This is a genomic window from Enterobacter mori LMG 25706, from assembly GCF_000211415.1.
Taxonomy (GTDB): Bacteria; Pseudomonadota; Gammaproteobacteria; order Enterobacterales; family Enterobacteriaceae; genus Enterobacter; species Enterobacter mori.
Genome location: NZ_GL890774.1, coordinates 152,930 through 170,634 on the forward strand (window position 1 = coordinate 152,930; position 17,705 = coordinate 170,634).

General features: G+C 54.3%; 16 protein-coding genes and 1 riboswitch. Of the genes, 9 read left to right on the plus strand and 7 right to left on the minus strand.

Translation table 11 applies throughout. The features are described from left to right. Positions 1-406 precede the first annotated feature (406 nt). From cra to leuO, 4 genes are all read right to left on the minus strand, one after another. The gene (gene cra / locus ENTMO_RS0102575; protein WP_010426996.1) at positions 407-1,411 is read right to left on the minus strand and encodes a catabolite repressor/activator; all 1,005 of its coding nucleotides are present in this window, start codon (positions 1,409-1,411) and stop codon (positions 407-409) included. A gap of 179 nt (positions 1,412-1,590) precedes the next feature. After that, the gene (gene ilvN, locus ENTMO_RS0102580) at positions 1,591-2,082 is read right to left on the minus strand and encodes an acetolactate synthase small subunit (protein WP_003856371.1); all 492 of its coding nucleotides are present in this window, start codon (positions 2,080-2,082) and stop codon (positions 1,591-1,593) included. Position 2,083: 1 nt separating this feature from the next. Next, positions 2,084-3,808: an acetolactate synthase 3 large subunit gene (ilvI, locus tag ENTMO_RS0102585; RefSeq protein ID WP_010426999.1), complete on the minus strand. Its 1,725-nt coding sequence runs from the start codon at positions 3,806-3,808 to the stop codon at positions 2,084-2,086. Between the two features lie 379 nt (positions 3,809-4,187). Beyond that, positions 4,188-5,132 (minus strand): transcriptional regulator LeuO, encoded by a 945-nt coding sequence (leuO, locus tag ENTMO_RS0102590; RefSeq protein ID WP_010427002.1) that lies wholly within the window; start codon positions 5,130-5,132, stop codon positions 4,188-4,190. Positions 5,133-5,769: 637 nt separating this feature from the next. Between leuO and leuL the strand changes: the two genes are divergently transcribed. The 5 genes from leuL (at position 5,770) to leuD (ending at position 10,629) form a co-directional block, all read left to right on the plus strand. Next, entirely contained in the window at positions 5,770-5,856 is an 87-nt protein-coding gene (leuL, locus tag ENTMO_RS26880; RefSeq protein WP_071985395.1) for a leu operon leader peptide, read from the plus strand. A 91-nt stretch (positions 5,857-5,947) separates the two neighbouring features. Further along, entirely contained in the window at positions 5,948-7,519 is a 1,572-nt protein-coding gene (gene leuA, locus ENTMO_RS0102595) for a 2-isopropylmalate synthase (protein WP_010427004.1), read from the plus strand. Beyond that, complete coding sequence (gene leuB, locus ENTMO_RS0102600) at positions 7,519-8,610, plus strand: 3-isopropylmalate dehydrogenase (RefSeq protein WP_010427005.1); 1,092 nt, start codon at positions 7,519-7,521, stop codon at positions 8,608-8,610. Before leuA ends, leuB begins: the two co-directional genes overlap by 1 nt. A 2-nt stretch (positions 8,611-8,612) precedes the next feature. Beyond that, on the plus strand, positions 8,613-10,013 hold the full coding sequence (leuC, locus tag ENTMO_RS0102605; protein ID WP_010427006.1) for a 3-isopropylmalate dehydratase large subunit: 1,401 nt from the start codon (positions 8,613-8,615) through the stop codon (positions 10,011-10,013). Positions 10,014-10,023: 10 nt separating this feature from the next. Continuing rightward, on the plus strand, positions 10,024-10,629 hold the full coding sequence (leuD, locus tag ENTMO_RS0102610) for a 3-isopropylmalate dehydratase small subunit (protein ID WP_003856384.1): 606 nt from the start codon (positions 10,024-10,026) through the stop codon (positions 10,627-10,629). A gap of 91 nt (positions 10,630-10,720) precedes the next feature. On the opposite strand, the gene ENTMO_RS0102615 is transcribed toward leuD, so the two are convergent. The 3 genes from ENTMO_RS0102615 to sgrT all read right to left on the minus strand — a co-directional run bounded on the left by ENTMO_RS0102615 (position 10,721) and on the right by sgrT (position 12,542). Then, complete coding sequence (locus ENTMO_RS0102615) at positions 10,721-10,873, minus strand: Hok/Gef family protein (protein ID WP_010427008.1); 153 nt, start codon at positions 10,871-10,873, stop codon at positions 10,721-10,723. 217 nt (positions 10,874-11,090) lie between these two features. Further along, positions 11,091-12,269, minus strand: a complete 1,179-nt coding sequence (locus ENTMO_RS0102620) for a sugar efflux transporter (protein ID WP_010427010.1) — start codon at positions 12,267-12,269, stop codon at positions 11,091-11,093. 120 nt (positions 12,270-12,389) lie between these two features. Further along, complete coding sequence (gene sgrT / locus ENTMO_RS24545) at positions 12,390-12,542, minus strand: glucose uptake inhibitor SgrT (protein WP_010427011.1); 153 nt, start codon at positions 12,540-12,542, stop codon at positions 12,390-12,392. Between the two features lie 88 nt (positions 12,543-12,630). On the opposite strand from sgrT, the gene sgrR reads away from it, so the two are divergent. From sgrR to thiQ, 4 genes are all read left to right on the plus strand, one after another. Then, positions 12,631-14,286, plus strand: a complete 1,656-nt coding sequence (sgrR, locus tag ENTMO_RS0102630) for an HTH-type transcriptional regulator SgrR (RefSeq protein ID WP_010427012.1) — start codon at positions 12,631-12,633, stop codon at positions 14,284-14,286. A 36-nt stretch (positions 14,287-14,322) separates the two neighbouring features. Beyond that, positions 14,323-14,423, plus strand: a riboswitch (TPP riboswitch). 31 nt (positions 14,424-14,454) lie between these two features. Further along, positions 14,455-15,438, plus strand: a complete 984-nt coding sequence (gene thiB, locus ENTMO_RS0102635) for a thiamine ABC transporter substrate binding subunit (RefSeq protein ID WP_010427014.1) — start codon at positions 14,455-14,457, stop codon at positions 15,436-15,438. Next, the gene (gene thiP / locus ENTMO_RS0102640; protein WP_010427016.1) at positions 15,414-17,024 is read left to right on the plus strand and encodes a thiamine/thiamine pyrophosphate ABC transporter permease ThiP; all 1,611 of its coding nucleotides are present in this window, start codon (positions 15,414-15,416) and stop codon (positions 17,022-17,024) included. Before thiB ends, thiP begins: the two co-directional genes overlap by 25 nt. Beyond that, positions 17,008-17,705, plus strand: a 698-nt coding sequence (thiQ, locus tag ENTMO_RS23680) for a thiamine ABC transporter ATP-binding protein ThiQ (protein WP_010427018.1), incomplete at its 3' end; no start/stop codon positions are given. The genes thiP and thiQ, both read left to right, overlap by 17 nt.

Sequence of the window (17,705 nt, forward strand, 5' to 3'; positions counted from 1 at the left end):
AAAAAACCGAATATGCACACTAGCGTTAAAGCTCACTCAATATCATCGCAAGGAAATATAAAGTGTCAGTTTGCGACGCGGGCAGCATTTTAAGACATATTGCCAGGGGATAACAGCGCCAGATTCATCGCGGCAACGTGAGCGTTCAACGGCGGGCAGGCTAGCCAGAAGGGAGAGAGAAAAAACGTTTGAATATTCATCACCCGAAGCAGGTTTGTAACAAAACAATACAAAATTAGCCTTTTAAAAACGTATCAGTATTCTTTTAAAGGCAATTTAAACGCTCAAACGAATTAAGAATAATAGCAGGCTATGATTCCTAAGGAATTATCCTAATTTTAATGCGGGCATTAAGGTAACCATTAATTCTGTGAAAGGGGGCTGTTTTTACGCCCCCAGGAAATGATTAATGACGGCTTAAAATGCCACGACGATAAAGATTACGTTTGATGCGGGTAAGGCCAGGCTTTGGTTTGCGGGGCTCATCCAGGCTCGCCAGCACAATCTCCAGCACGCGTTCAGCCACGTCGCGGTGGCGCTGAGCCACGGCCAGTACCGGGCACTGCAGGAAATCGAGCAGTTCGTTATCACCAAACGTTGCGATGGCCAGATCCGATGGCAACTTCCCGTCACGACGCAGCGTCACATCCATCACCCCCTGCAGCAGCGCAAATGAGGTCGTGAACAACGCCTGAGGCATCGGATGCGTTTCGAGCCATTTTTCGAACAATTGTGCAGCGGCTTCGCGTTCATAGCTGTTGGCATAGAGATAGTGAACCTCGCGCGGATCCTCTTTCCAGGCAGTCCTGAAACCTTGCTCACGCAGGAAGCTCACCGAAAGCTCTGGCAGCGCGCCAAGATACAGCACGGTTTCGGCCGGGAAGGTTCTTAGCTCGGCCGCCAGCATTTCCGCATCATCCTGATCGGCGCCGACGACGCTGGTGAAATGCTCCCGGTCAAGGGCACGGTCGAGTGCGACAATCGGGAACGGATCGTTTGCCCAGCGCTGGTAAAAAGGATGCTCTGGCGGTAATGAGGTTGAAACGATGATGGCATCCACCTGGCGCTGGAGCAGATGCTCAATACAGCGCATCTCGTTGTCGGGCTGGTCTTCAGAACAGGCAATCAGTAATTGATAGCCACGCTGGCGTGCCTGACGTTCGAGATAGTTGGCGATACGGGTGTAGCTGGTGTTTTCCAGGTCTGGGATCACCAGACCAATCGAGCGGGTGCGTCCAGCGCGGAGACCGGCTGCGACAGCATTCGGATGGTAGTTATGCTCACGAACCACCGCCATGACTTTTTCAACGGTCTTATCGCTGACACGATACTGCTTTGCCTTACCGTTAATCACATAGCTGGCCGTAGTTCGTGACACGCCGGCTAACCGGGCGATTTCATCCAGTTTCACAATTGCCCCTTAAAAAAAGAAAAGAGTCCATGGCCCTGTCAAGGTTATGGTTAAATCTTTTAACATCTAAACGCAGAAAAGCCTTCGCGGCAACCGCTTTTATCTGCGTTGTCGGCTGATTACACAAAAAAAAGCCCGGCTTTGGTGACCGGGCAGAAAGAGGCGAACCTTTTTGACAGCTAACGCATGATTTTATCGCCGCGCGAAAGGCCAACCACGCCAGAGCGCGCAACTTCTACAATTTTTGCCACATCCCGCACGGAGGCCAGGAAGGCATCCAGCTTATCACTCGTCCCCGCCAGCTGAACCGTATAAATAGAAGGCGTGACGTCAATAATCTGCCCACGGAAAATATCCGTATTGCGTTTGACCTCTTCACGTCCGTAGCCGCTGGCCTGAATTTTTACCAGCATCACCTCACGCTCAACATAAGCGCCCTGCCCCAGCTCACTCACGCGCAGCACATCAACCAGCTTATGTAGCTGTTTCTCAATCTGCTCAAGCACCTTGGCGTCGCCGACGGTCTGGATCGTCATGCGCGATAGCGTGGGATCGTCCGTCGGCGCAACGGTCAAACTTTCGATGTTGTAACCACGCTGAGCGAATAGCCCGATGACGCGTGACAGTGCGCCAGACTCGTTTTCCAGTAATACAGATAATATCCGGCGCATATCAGGTTCTCTCCGTTTTACTTAACCACATTTCGTCCATACCACCACCGCGAATATGCATCGGGTAAACGTGTTCGGTGCCATCCACAATGACATCCATGAACACGAGGCGGTTGTTTTTCACGTGCTCAAGCGCTTCACCGAGTTTCGTTTCCAGCTCTGCCGGATCGGTCACTCGCATGCCAATATGCCCATAGGCTTCCGCCAGACGGACAAAGTCCGGAAGCGATTTCATATAGGATTGAGAGTGGCGACCGGAATAGATCATATCCTGCCACTGCTTCACCATGCCGAGATAGCCGTTGTTCAGGTTCAGCACCAGGACCGGCAACTCATATTGCAGCGCAGTAGACAGCTCCTGAATATTCATCTGAATGCTGCCATCACCGGTCACACAGACCACGGTTTCATCTGGCAGCGCCAGCTTCACTCCCAGCGCGGCTGGCAGACCGAAGCCCATCGTGCCTAAGCCCCCGGAGTTGATCCAGTGGCGCGGCTTATCGAACGGATAATAGAGTGCAGCAAACATCTGATGCTGGCCGACGTCAGACGTCACATACGCCTCGCCTTTGGTCAGACGCCAGATCGTTTCGATCACCGCCTGCGGCTTAATTTGCTCACTTTGCGTGTCGTACTTCAGACACTGACGCCCACGCCATTGTTCGATCTGCTGCCACCAGTCGCGGATCTCATCCAACGGCTGAGAGACCGTTTCCTGCGCCAGCAGATCCAGCATTTGCTCAAGGACCTGACGCGCATCCCCGACAATAGGCACATCTGCCGGGACCGTTTTCGAAATAGAGGTGGGATCGATATCAATGTGCAACACGGTCGCATTCGGACAGTATTTCGCCAGGTTATTGGTGGTGCGATCGTCAAACCGAACGCCAACAGCAAAGATCACATCCGAGTTATGCATCGTCATGTTGGCTTCATAGGTGCCATGCATACCCAGCATCCCCAACGCCTGACGGTGCGTTGCCGGGAAAGCCCCCAGCCCCATGAGCGACGATGCGACAGGAAGATTTAGCTTTTCAATCAGCTCACGCAGTTGCGTTTCACAGGCGGAGTTAACGGCCCCCCCACCCACATAGACCACCGGTTTTTTCGCTGCCACAAGCGTCTGCAGCGCGCGCTTAATTTGGCCTTTGTGCCCTTGCGTCGTTGGGTTGTAGGAGCGCATGCTCACCGATTCCGGCCAGACATAAGGCAGCTTATTCGCCGGGTTCAGAATATCTTTTGGCAGATCGACCACTACCGGGCCTGGACGCCCGCTTGCTGCCAGCCAGAAGGCTTTTTTCAACACGCCGGGAATGTCTTCGGTTTGCTTAACCAGGAAGCTGTGCTTCACCACGGGGCGTGAAATCCCCACCATGTCGCATTCCTGAAAAGCATCGTAGCCAATCAAGGAGGTCGCAACCTGACCGGAAAGAATGACCAGCGGGATGGAGTCCATATACGCTGTCGCGATACCGGTAATGGCGTTGGTCGCACCAGGCCCAGACGTGACTAATACCACGCCCACTTCACCCGTCGCACGGGCCAGCCCGTCAGCCATATGTACTGCCGCCTGCTCGTGACGAACCAGAACATGGTCAATGCCGCCTACCGTATGAAGCGCATCATAAATATCGAGGACTGCGCCTCCCGGGTAGCCAAACACTTGCTTCACGCCCTGATCGATCAGCGATCGAACGACCATTTCCGCGCCAGACAACATCTCCATGCTTTGCCTCCAGGCTTTTTGTTATAGACAGAAAGCAGAACTCATTTCCGCCCCGTCTTACGATAGGGATTAACCTATCTTATATAATGCAGAGTGATCGTTACCTTAACCGCTCGTTATAAGGCAGGCAATTGGCAAACAAGGCGGGAGAAAGGCCTTCCGGAGCAGAAAAGAGAGTCAGTCAGGAAGGTTATGGTGAATTCATCTGTAATCAGAGGTTGGGATAATGAATCATCGCTTAAAAGTGAGATGATTCAGGAAATCATCTATTTTTGACGGTATGACAACGGCCAGAAAAAAATCATTCAGAACAAAATATCATTAACTTTAAAAATACCAGGATAAACCGCATGCATTAATGCGATTTATCCTGACGCGCTTATCGACGGCAGACGCTGATAAGCAACTCTTCCATCCACTGATGCCCTTTATCCCGGCCAGCTGCTTCATGCCATGAAAGGTAACAAGTACGGCTATTAAGCTTGAGCGGTAATGGCAAAATTTGCAGATTAAGCTGTTCAGAGAACTCTTCCGCCAGCCAACGCGGGGCAATAGCGACCAGGTGCGTCTGGGATACGACATTTAATACGCTGACCATTGCCATGCCCTGATAAGCAACGCTCGCCTGTTTATCCGCAGTGTCATACCACGGCAGGCTAAATGAAGCATACCTGTCGAGGGCGACAACGGCATGTTGTTCATTATAGACATCGTTTTCACGCAGAGGAGCATCCATTCTCGGGTGTTTTTTACTGGCGACCAGGACCATTTCATCTTTAAATAGCGGTACACAGGAAAACTCCGGGCGACGGAACTCTTCGTATCCTAAGACAAACTCCGTTTCCTGATAACGAAGCTGGTGCTCAGTGTTCTGATTTAATGAAGACTTAAAAACCAGATGAATATTTGGCGCAATTGTTTCAACTTTATTATATATGATTGAGGTCAAATAATTGTCTAGCGGGCTGCAAACGCATAAATGGAATACTCGCTCGCTACTTAAGGGTTCAAAGCCTGACCCAGGCAGTTCATTTTGTACCAGTTGCAGCGCCTGACGAATAGAGCCAAACAGTTGAAATGCGCGGGCGGTGGGTTGGATCCCTCTCCCGTAACGCACGAACAATTCGTCGTTAAACATCAACTTAAGTCTGGCCACCGCATTACTTACCGCAGGTTGAGACATGCCAAGGGATTGAGCTGCTCGTGTGATATTCTGCTCCTGCATTACCGCGTCAAAAACGGTTAACAGATTGAGATCCACAGTGCGTAACTGAGGTTTAACCCCGTCATAAACCTGAGGTTGATTAATATTATTTAATGGCATTTCTGACTCCACTGTCACGCTAAACTCCCTCTGCCAAAGCATTGTAATAAGTTCGAAAAATATGATTTACCATGCATATACGACCAGCGAAAGAGAATTATTAAAAATTCGGAAAATATAAAGGCAAACCCATCAATAGAGTACAGATGCATCTCATTGAAGCAGGGATAAAAAACAACGTGTATTGATATCAATTACATTAGGATTGGCATGAAACCATAGTTCATATGAATAAACAATCACCCCTCAGATTAATAATAACTTAAGTTTTATTAAACTATTAACGCCAACACCGCTGAATTAGTTAACAAACTTCTATCAATACGCCCAACGCATTCGTGTCCGAATCATTCACCACGCGCATAAATTAATGAAATAACACATATTTCAATCCCAGAAGCGATGACAAACAAAGTATGTTCAATTGATACTAAATATATTGAAATTATTCCGGTGATAAATTTCAAGTCCAAAAATAGACAATTAAAGAGGTCGTAAACGAGAAGACCAGCACAATTAGCTAAATGCAATAATCAGTACGATCGTGCCAGCAGGTGTAAATTTGTCACCAAGGGTTGACATGAACAGTCGTATCCAGTACCACTAAAAGCATATTGAATTTAACGGAGCACGATTCATGACACGCATCATTCGTTTCACCGGTCTACTACTACTAAACGCATCCACTGTGCGCGGTAGACTGGCGGGCGAAATTCAGCGTTGAATCGTCACCAGTAAGACTAAAAACCCGCGCCACTGCGCGGGTTTTTTTATGCTCGTAGCAAGGCGCCCTAAGACTGACAAGGACCTAACCCATGAGCCAGCAAGTCATTATTTTCGATACCACTTTACGTGACGGTGAACAGGCATTACAGGCGAGCCTGAGTGTAAAAGAGAAACTGCAGATTGCGCTGGCTCTCGAACGTATGGGCGTCGACGTGATGGAAGTGGGTTTCCCCGTCTCTTCACCGGGTGATTTTGAATCTGTACAAACCATTGCGCGCACCATTAAAAACAGCCGCGTATGTGGCCTGGCTCGCTGCGTAGAGAAAGACATTGACGTTGCTGCCGAGTCGCTGAAAGTGGCTGAAGCCTTCCGTATCCACACCTTTATTGCGACCTCGCCTATGCACATCGCAACCAAATTGCGCAGCACGCTGGATGAGGTTATCGAACGTGCGGTGTATATGGTCAAGCGCGCACGTAACTATACGGATGACGTTGAATTCTCCTGTGAAGATGCGGGCCGTACGCCAATCGAGGATTTGGCGCGCGTCGTCGAAGCCGCGATCAATGCGGGCGCAAAAACCATCAACATCCCGGACACAGTCGGCTACACCCTGCCGTTTGAGTTCTCCAACATCATCACCGGCCTGTATGACCGCGTACCAAATATTGATAAAGCGATTATCTCAGTTCACACCCATGATGATTTGGGCCTGGCCGTGGGGAATGCCATCGCGGCCGTTCATGCCGGTGCGCGTCAGGTAGAAGGCGCGATGAACGGTATCGGTGAACGTGCAGGTAACTGTTCGCTGGAAGAAGTGATCATGGCGATCAAGGTGCGCAAGGACATTATGAATGTGAATACGCGCATTAATCACAATGAAATCTGGCGCACCAGCCAGACCGTCAGTCAGATCTGCAACATGCCGATTCCGGCCAACAAAGCGATTGTCGGCACCGGTGCCTTCGCGCACTCCTCCGGTATTCACCAGGATGGCGTGCTGAAGAACCGTGAAAACTACGAAATCATGACCCCGGAATCCATCGGCCTGAACCAGGTGCAGCTGAACCTGACCTCTCGCTCTGGCCGTGCCGCGGTTAAGCACCGCATGGAAGAGATGGGTTATCAGGACAGCGATTACAACATGGATCAGCTGTACGACGCATTCCTGAAGCTGGCCGACAAAAAAGGTCAGGTGTTCGACTATGACCTGGAAGCGCTGGCCTTTATTAACAAGCAGCAGGAAGAGCCTGAGCACTTCCGTCTGGATTACTTCAACGTGCAGTCCGGCTCCAGCGACATCGCCACCGCCTCGGTCAAACTGGCCTGCGGTGATGAAATTAAAGCAGAGGCCGCTAACGGTAACGGCCCCGTCGATGCCATCTACCAGGCGATTAACCGCGTCACCGAGTACGACGTTGAGCTGGTGAAATATGACCTGACGGCTAAAGGGCACGGTAAAGACGCGCTGGGTCAGGTTGATATCGTGGTGAATTACAACGGCCGACGCTTCCACGGCGTGGGCCTGGCGACCGATATCGTTGAATCCTCCGCGAAAGCGATGGTGCATGTTCTGAACAACATCTGGCGCGCCGCCGAAGTCGAAAAAGAGTTGCAACGCAAAGCTCAGAATAAAGAGAACAACAAGGAAACCGTGTAATGTCGAAGAATTACCATATTGCTGTGTTACCGGGCGACGGTATTGGTCCGGAAGTGATGGCACAGGCGCTGAAAGTTCTGGAAGCCGTTCGCGCGCGTTTTGCGATGAAAATTACCACCAGCCACTACGACGTGGGCGGTATTGCGATTGATAACCACGGTACGCCACTGCCGAAAGCGACCGTGGAAGGCTGCGAAAATGCCGATGCCGTGCTGTTTGGTTCCGTCGGCGGCCCGAAATGGGAACACCTGCCGCCCGCAGAGCAGCCAGAGCGCGGCGCGCTGCTGCCGCTGCGTAAACATTTCAAGCTCTTCAGCAACCTGCGTCCGGCGAAGCTGTATCAGGGTCTGGAAGAATTCTGCCCACTGCGTGCTGATATTGCCGCCAACGGTTTTGATATTCTGTGCGTGCGTGAACTGACCGGTGGTATCTATTTCGGTCAGCCAAAAGGACGCGAAGGCAGCGGCCAGCATGAAAAAGCGTTTGATACCGAGGTGTATCACCGTTTCGAAATTGAACGTATTGCCCATATCGCGTTTGAGTCTGCGCGCAAGCGCCGCCATAAAGTGACCTCTATTGATAAAGCGAACGTGCTGCAGTCTTCCCTTTTGTGGCGCGAAATCGTCAGCGAAGTCGCTAAGCAGTACCCGGACGTTGAGCTGTCGCACATGTACATCGACAACGCGACCATGCAGCTGATTAAAGATCCGTCCCAGTTTGACGTGCTGCTGTGCTCCAACCTGTTCGGCGATATCCTCTCTGACGAGTGCGCGATGATCACCGGCTCCATGGGGATGCTGCCATCCGCAAGCCTGAATGAAGAAGGCTTTGGCCTGTACGAGCCTGCGGGCGGCTCCGCACCGGATATCGCAGGCAAAAACATTGCCAACCCGATTGCGCAGATCCTCTCCCTGGCCCTGCTGTTGCGCTACAGTCTGGATGCAGGCGATGCAGCAACCGCAATTGAAAACGCCATTAACCGGGCGTTAGAAGAAGGCGTCCGTACCGGTGATTTGGCACGCGGCACGGCAGCAGTCAGTACCGATGAAATGGGCGACATTATTGCCCGCTATGTCGCTGAAGGGGTGTAATCATGGCTAAGACGTTATATGAAAAGTTGTTTGATGCGCACGTTGTCTACGAGGCGCCAAACGAAACCCCGCTGCTGTACATTGACCGCCACCTGGTGCACGAAGTGACCTCACCTCAGGCATTTGACGGCCTGCGCGCGCACAAGCGCCCGGTACGTCAGCCGGGTAAAACCTTCGCGACGATGGATCACAACGTTTCCACACAGACCAAAGACATTAATGCCTCAGGTGAGATGGCCCGCATTCAGATGCAGGAACTGATTAAGAACTGCAACGAGTTTGGCGTTGAGCTGTACGACCTGAACCATCCCTATCAGGGCATCGTCCACGTGATGGGGCCAGAACAGGGGATTACCCTGCCGGGCATGACCATTGTGTGCGGTGACTCCCATACCGCGACCCACGGCGCGTTTGGCGCGCTGGCGTTCGGGATTGGCACTTCCGAAGTGGAACATGTTCTGGCAACGCAGACCCTGAAGCAGGGTCGCGCCAAGACCATGAAGATTGAGGTAAAAGGTAAAGCCGCGCCGGGCATCACCGCGAAAGACATCGTGCTGGCGATCATCGGCAAAACCGGCAGCGCTGGCGGTACCGGCCACGTTGTTGAGTTCTGCGGTGAAGCCATTCAGGCGCTGAGCATGGAAGGGCGTATGACCCTGTGCAACATGGCCATTGAAATGGGCGCCAAAGCCGGTCTGGTCGCGCCGGACGAAACCACATTCAACTACGTCAAGGGCCGTCTGCACGCGCCAAAAGAACAGAATTATGTCGATGCCGTCAAATACTGGAAAACCCTGAAAACCGACGACGGTGCGAGCTTTGATACCGTTGTCACGCTGCAGGCAGAAGAGATTGCGCCGCAGGTTACCTGGGGCACCAACCCGGGTCAGGTGATTTCCGTCAACGACAGCATCCCCGATCCGGCGTCTTTCGCCGATCCGGTCGAGCGCGCCAGTGCGGAAAAAGCGCTGGCCTATATGGGGCTGAAACCTGGCGTTCCGTTGACCGACGTAACCATTGATAAAGTCTTTATTGGTTCCTGCACCAACTCCCGTATCGAAGATTTGCGTGCCGCCGCCGAGATTGCCAAAGGCCGCAAAGTGGCACCAGGCGTGCAGGCGCTGGTGGTTCCAGGCTCCGGTCCGGTGAAGGCGCAGGCGGAAGCAGAAGGTCTGGATAAGATCTTCATTGAAGCAGGCTTCGAATGGCGTCTACCTGGCTGCTCCATGTGTCTGGCGATGAACAACGACCGCCTGAATCCGGGCGAGCGCTGCGCATCCACCAGCAACCGTAACTTTGAAGGCCGTCAGGGCCGAGGTGGGCGCACCCATCTGGTCAGCCCGGCAATGGCCGCCGCTGCGGCAGTTACCGGTCATTTCGCCGATATTCGCAGCCTCAAATAAGGAGACAATCATGGCAGAGAAATTTACCCAACATACAGGCCGGGTTGTCCCGCTGGACGCCGCTAACGTCGATACTGATGCGATCATTCCTAAGCAGTTTTTACAGAAAGTAACGCGTACCGGTTTTGGTGCACACCTGTTCAACGACTGGCGTTTCCTGGACGATAAGGGCGAAGTACCTAATCCGGAATTCGTGCTGAATTTTCCGGAATACAAAGGCGCCTCCATTTTGCTGGCGCGGGAAAACTTTGGCTGCGGTTCATCCCGTGAACATGCGCCGTGGGCGCTCACGGACTACGGCTTTAAAGTGGTCATAGCCCCGAGCTTCGCGGATATCTTCTACGGCAACAGCTTCAACAACCAGTTACTGCCGGTCACGCTGAGCGATGAACAGGTCGATGAGCTGTTTGCGCTGGTGCAGGCAAATCCGGGCATATCGTTTGAAGTTGATCTGGAAGCGGAAGTGGTGAAAGCCGGGGATAAGACCTACAGCTTCAGCATTGATGCGTTCCGCCGTCACTGCATGCTGAACGGTCTCGACAGCATTGGTTTAACTCTCCAGCACGAAGACGCTATCTCAGCGTACGAGAAAAAACAGCCTGCGTTTATGGGCTAAAGGCAATGGCCCGCAGGGTGCGGGCCATTGATAAGGGTGCGTTGAGGCTCAACCACTCTGGAGAGGCGGGGAAATTTCCCCGCCAATACCGCTAACGTTTTGCTTCGTAAGCCAACACTGCCGCCAGCTCTGTTTTCTCCTGTCTGAAGTGCAGCTCGCACAGCGAGTCACGCACCATCCAGGTGAAGATCAACAGCGTCGTACAGATCAGAAACAAACCTAACAGCAGAGTACGTTTTGGCATTCCAGCCTCCTTATTGCTTTTCGGCAATGAAGAGACTAACCTCGCAATGTTGGTTGTGAAGTTGGTCTCCCCATCAGTTTTTTTGATGTGGGACTCTCCACTGTTTGCCTCTTGCGAAAGCCTGAGGCAAACAGCCTCAAGCACCCGCCACGCACTCTATTCTCCTTCCAGGTACCTGTCAGAAAGTCGTTTCATTTCGTGAAGCCGCCTTCCAGAATCAGACATCCTTAATCCGGCAAGTCAGCCCAAGCGTAACCACCGAAATCGCGGCAATCATCCAGTAAACTGAGCCATGCCCGTAACTTTGCGCCAGCGCCCCCTGAATCACCCCTGCCAGAATAACGCCCGTTGAAATGCTGTTGGTGAAAAGCGTGGTTGCAGAGCCAGCGCGGCCCGGCATTAAATCCTGGAACCAGAGCATGCCGATCCCGGCAACAATCCCAATAAACACGGCGTTAAACAGCTGAAGCGCCAGCAATGCTTCACGTGAATGGAAAAGAATCAGCCCCGCGTAGAACAGCACCCCGGCCGCCACGGCGACAATCATCATCCGACGCTTTCCGAAGCGCTTAACGTAGTATCCCGCCAGAATCATTGCCGGAATCTCCAGCCCGGCGGCGGTCCCCATGAGGATCCCCGCGAGCTTGTCCGGTAAACCCAGATCGCTGCTGATCCACAGCGGCATATCAATGATATACATGGTGTTGCAGGTCCACATCAGCGTGGAGGCAATAAACAGCATGCGGACGTTTTTGTCCTGCCAGCCGCTCACCTGGGTGACTGGTGTATCCATCGTCTGTTCGACACGCGCCACAGACGGCAGCGCGAAGGCAATCAATGCCAGACTGATGACAAAAATCCCGGCGGCAATGGAGAACATGGTGGTGAAGCCGTAGTTCAATGCCAGCATGAAGGCCAGCGGCGGTCCAATGACCCACGCCAGCGAGAGCTGCGCGCGCATCACAGAGCTAAACATCACCACTTCCCGCGCCGAGCTATCGGCATATTCGCGCGCCAGCGCGAACAGCTGCGGCATGGCAGTGTTCGCCAGTGACGCCAGCAGCACGCCGCAGGTAATGAGGGTCAAATAATGACGGTTAAAGGCAAACAGCAGCGCGTTGCCTACGGCCATCACACAGCAAAAGAGGATCAGCTTGCGCCTGTCACCCTGACTGTCGGATCGTTTTGCCAGCCACAGGCTGACCAGGATCCCGGCAATGGCGTTGACGGTATAAAACAGCCCCACCCAAAACGGCTGCGCCCCCACCTCGCGGCTGAGAAACAGGCTCAGCGTAGGTGCCTGAAGCGCCCCCGCCACGCCCATCATAAAGGCGACCAGCATAAAAGCGGCATACACGCCGTTCAGGCGTCGCCCCATCGTCATCAACCACAGCATGCGCAAGTCCTTGTGAAAGCGAATCGAAATTGGGTGAAATAGTAAACGAAAAAAGCCAGCAAAAACATTTTGCTGGCGGGTGATTAGCACCAATACTCAGTCACACATGATCGAGGCGAGTTAGCGAGAAGAGGTCGGTTTCGTAACGTCCCACTGCATCAATTCTTCTAACGTTTTCAGCCGTTGCTCTGCACACTGGCGGGCCAGCCAGGACAATCCTTTTGTCGCTGAAAAGTACTGCTGATAAAACTGACGTGCGGTAGACCTCTTCATAATTTACCTCCTCACTTCATCGGAAAGAATTATTGTCCTAATATAGGGATTAATAAATTGCTGGTTTTTTGTCAGGAGTTCCCCTTTTATGCCTTCTGGTCGTCTGCAACAACAATTTATCCGCCTCTGGCAGTGCTGTGAGGGGCAATCGCAGGAGACCACGCTGAACGAGCTGGCTGACCTGCTCAACTGTTCGCGCCGACACATGCGCACGCTGCTCAACACCATGCAGCAGCAGGGCTGGCTAAACTGGGAAGCCGAAGCGGGACGCGGCAAGCGCTCGCGCCTGACGTTCCTCTACACCGGCCTGGCGCTGCAGCAGCAGCGGGCGGAAGACCTGCTGGAGCAGGACCGCATCGAGCAGCTGGTACAGCTGGTGGGCGACAAAGCCGCCGTGCGCCAGATGCTGGTTTCCCATCTGGGGCGCAGCTTTCGTCAGGGCCGCCATATTCTGCGGGTGCTTTACTACCGTCCAATGAAAAATCTGTTGCCCGGCACGGCGTTACGGCGATCTGAAACCCATATGGCCCGGCAAATCTTCAGCGGGCTGACGCGGATAAATGAGGAAAACGGGGAACTGGAAGCCGATATCGCGCACCACTGGCAGCAACTCTCTTCACTTCACTGGCGCTTCTTTTTACGCCCCGGCATCCATTTTCATCATGGCCGCGAGCTGGAAATGAGCGACGTCATCTCTTCTCTGGAACGCGCCCGCAAGCTCCCCCTCTACTCACATATTTCGCGCGTCCACTCCCCTACGGCGTGGACGCTGGATATTGAACTGTCGCAGCAGGATAAGTGGCTCCCCTGGCTGCTGGGCTATGTGCCGTCGATGATTTTGCCCGGCGAGTGGGAATCGCTGAATAATTTCGCCAGCCAGCCAATTGGTACCGGCCCTTATGCCGTCTCCCGAAACAACAGCAACCAGCTGAAGATCCGCGCCTTTGATGACTATTTTGGCTATCGGGCGCTGATCGACGAAGTGAACGTGTGGGTATTACCGGACCTCAATGAAGAGCTGAGCGCAGGGCTGACGCTGGAAGGGCCGACGACAGGGGAAAAGGCCGTCGAGAGCCGCCTTGAAGAGGGCTGTTATTATCTGCTGTTTGACCGCCGCACCCATCGCGGCGCAAATCCTCAGGTGCGTGAGTGGATCAGCCACATTCTGGCCCCCGCGAATCTGATTTATCATGCCGACGTTCAGTATCAGGCCTGGTGGTTCCCGGCCTACGGCCTGCTTCCACGCTGGCACCACGCTCGTCCAGCGCGTAGCGAAAAGCCCGCAGGGCTGGAGTCCATCACCCTGACCTACTACCGCGAGCATGTGGAGCATCGTTTTATCGCCAGAATCATGACCCGACTGCTGGCGGCCGAAGGGGTAACGCTGGAGGTCAAAGAAGTTGACTATGACGAATGGCACCAGGGAGATATCACCAGTGATATCTGGCTGAACAGCGCCAACTTCACCCTGCCGCTCGATTTCTCGCTCTTCTCGCACCTGTATGAAGTCCCGCTGATCCAGCACTGCATCGATCGAGACTGGCAGCAGGACGCCGCCTTGTGGCGCGCGGGCGAGATGAATTTAGCCACGTGGTGCCAGGCGTTACTTGCCGAACAGGCGATCGTGCCGCTGATCCACCACTGGCTGATGATCCAGGGACAGCGCAGCATGCGCGGCCTGCGGATGAATACCCTGGGCTGGTTTGATTTTAAATCCGCCTGGTTTGCACCGCCGGAGCCATAACGCTTTCGTAATATTCACCAAATCATTACAATAGCGCCGTTCTCAACGGGGTGCTGCATCACTGATGTGCGCTGAGATAATACCCGTCGAACCTGATCCGGATAACGCCGGCGAAGGGATTTGAGGCTGTCGCTCAAAATCCTTTGCCACTCAACTTTGAGGTGCAAAGTGTTAAAAAAAGTTCTCCCCCTGCTGGCGCTGTTTGCGCTGCCTGCTTTTGCGAAGCCCGTCCTGACGGTCTACACCTATGACTCCTTCTCTGCCGACTGGGGCCCTGGCCCGGTAGTCAAAAAAGCCTTTGAAGCCGACTGCAACTGCGAGCTGAAGTTCGTCGCGCTGGAAGATGGCGTGTCGCTGCTCAACCGCCTGCGTATGGAAGGGAAAAACAGCAAGGCTGACGTAGTGCTCGGGCTGGATAACAACCTGCTGGACGCCGCCTCGCAAACCAGACTGTTTGCCAAAAGCGGCGTCGCGTCAAATGCCGTTAACGTGCCTGGCGGCTGGAAAAACGACACCTTCGTGCCGTTCGATTACGGCTACTTTGCTTTTGTTTATGACAAAAATAAGCTGAAAAACCCGCCTAAAAGCCTGAAAGAGCTGGTCGAGAGCGAGCAGAAGTGGCGCGTGATTTATGAAGATCCGCGTACCAGTACGCCGGGGCTGGGCCTGCTGCTGTGGATGCAAAAGGTCTATGGCGATAAAGCGCCGGAAGCGTGGCAAAAACTGGCCGCCAAAACCGTCACCGTGACTAAAGGCTGGAGCGAAGCCTATGGCCTGTTCCTGAAAGGTGAAAGCGATCTGGTGCTGAGCTATACCACCTCTCCGGCCTACCACATCATTGCCGAGAGGAAAGACAACTACGCCGCGGCGAATTTTGCTGAAGGTCACTACCTGCAGGTAGAAGTGGCAGCACGTACCGCTGCCAGCAAACAGCCGGAACTGGCTGAAAAGTTCCTGAAATTTATGGTTTCACCCGCGTTCCAGAACGCCATTCCCGCGGGCAACTGGATGTATCCGGTCACTCACGTTGCGCTGCCAGCAGGTTTCGATCGGTTGACCAAACCAACAACCTCGCTGGAGTTTACGCCGCAGCAGGTCGCCGCGCAGCGTGCCGCATGGGTAAGTGAATGGCAACGCGCCGTCAGCCGTTGATTCCCGGCTGGTTAATCCCCGGTCTGCTCGCCGCCCTGCTGATGGTGGCGGTCAGCCTGGGGGCATTCCTTGCACTGTGGTTTAACGCGCCGGAGAGTGACCTGCTCGCCCTCTGGCACGATAGCTACCTCTGGCACGTGATCCGGTTCTCCTTCTGGCAGGCGTTTCTTTCTGCCCTGCTCTCGGTGATCCCGGCCATTTTTCTTGCGCGAGCACTGTATCGGCGGCGTTTTCCCGGCAGGCAGGCGCTGCTGCGCCTGTGCGCCATGACGCTGATCCTGCCGGTGCTGGTAGCCGTATTTGGCATCCTGAGCGTGTATGGCCGTCAGGGCTGGCTGGCCTCGCTCTTTGCGTTTTCAGGGCTAGAGTGGACCTTCTCCCCCTACGGGCTGAAGGGCATTCTGCTCGCGCACGTCTTTTTCAATATGCCGATGGCGACGCGCCTCTTTTTGCAGGCGCTGGAAAACATACCCGGCGAACAGCGCCAGATTGCCGCCCAGCTTGGCATGCGCGGCGTGTCTTTCTTCCGCTTCGTGGAATGGCCGTGGCTGCGCCGCCAGATCCCGCCCGTGGCGGCATTAATCTTCATGCTCTGCTTTGCCAGCTTTGCCACCGTGCTGTCTCTCGGCGGCGGGCCGCAGGCCACCACCATCGAGCTGGCGATCTACCAGGCGCTGAGTTACGACTACGATCCGGGCCGCGCCGCGCTGTTGGCGATGGTGCAGATGATTTGCTGTCTCGCACTGGTGCTACTCAGCCAGCGGCTGAGTAAAACCCTTCCTCCCGGCAGTAATCAGATAGCAGGCTGGCGCGATCCGCAGGATAGTCTGCACAGCCGCGTCATCGATTTTATCCTGATTGCGCTGGCGCTCCTGCTACTGCTGCCGCCGCTTCTGGCCGTTATCGTTGACGGACTGAACCTCACTCTTGTGTCCGTGTTGCAACAGCCCGTGCTCTGGCAGGCAACCTGGACCTCTGTACGCATAGCGCTGGCTGCCGGGCTGCTGTGCGTCATGCTGACCATGATGCTACTGTGGAGCAGCCGCGAACTCTACGCGCGTCAGGCCCGTAAGGCCGGGCAAATGCTGGAGCTGACAGGCATGTTGATTCTGGCGATGCCGGGCATCGTGCTCGCGACGGGCTTCTTCCTGCTGTTCAACAGCACCATCGGCCTGCCGGAAAGCGCCGACGGCATTGTGATTTTCACCAACGCACTGATGGCTATTCCTTACGCCCTCAAAGTGCTGGAAAACCCGATGCGCGACGTGAACAGCCGCTACGGTTTGCTGTGTCAGTCGCTGGGCATGCAGGGCTGGCAGCGGCTGAAAGTGGTGGAACTCCGCGCCCTGAAACGTCCGCTCGCCCAGTCGCTGGCCTTTGCCTGCGTGCTGTCGATTGGGGATTTTGGCGTGGTGGCGCTCTTCGGTAATGAAGACTTCCGCACCCTGCCGTTCTGGCTTTACCAGCAAATTGGCTCCTACCGCAGCCAGGATGGGGCCGTCACGGCACTCTTACTGCTGCTGCTGTGCTTTGCGTTATTCACCGTTATCGAAAAACTTCCGGGGCGTGATGTTAGAACTGACTGATGTAACCTGGCTTTATCAGCATCTGCCGATGCGCTTCACACTCTCCGTGCGTCAGGGGGAGATGATCGCCGTACTTGGCCCAAGCGGCGCGGGGAAAAGTACGCTGCTTAATTTGATTGCCGGTTTTCTGCCACCGGCGAGCGGATCGATAGTGATTGAAAACCGGGACCATACCCGAACTCCGCCGGCAAAACGTCCGGTCTCGATGCTGTTTCAGGAAAACAACCTCTTTAACCATCTGACGGTGCGACAAAACATCGCGCTGGGGATGCATCCGGGACTCAAGCTGAACGACGCCCAGCGCCAAAAGCTGGAGAGTATTGCCGCGCAAATGGGGATCGCCGGGTTCATCGACAGGCTGCCGGGTGAGCTTTCCGGCGGCCAGCGTCAGCGCGTGGCGCTGGCACGCTGTCTGGTGCGCGCGCAGCCGGTGCTGCTGCTGGATGAACCCTTCTCTGCGCTCGATCCTGCGCTGCGTCAGGAGATGCTCGCCCTGGTGCAGGACGTCTGCCAGCGCCAGCAACTGACGATGCTGATGGTGTCGCACAGTATTGAGGATGCCGCGCGGATTGCGCCGCGATCGGTGGTCATTGCCGAAGGGCGTATTTTGTGGGATGGAAAAACAGAAGAACTGCTGAGTGGTAAAGCGGGGGCGTCTTCGCTGCTGGGCATTCGTGCGGT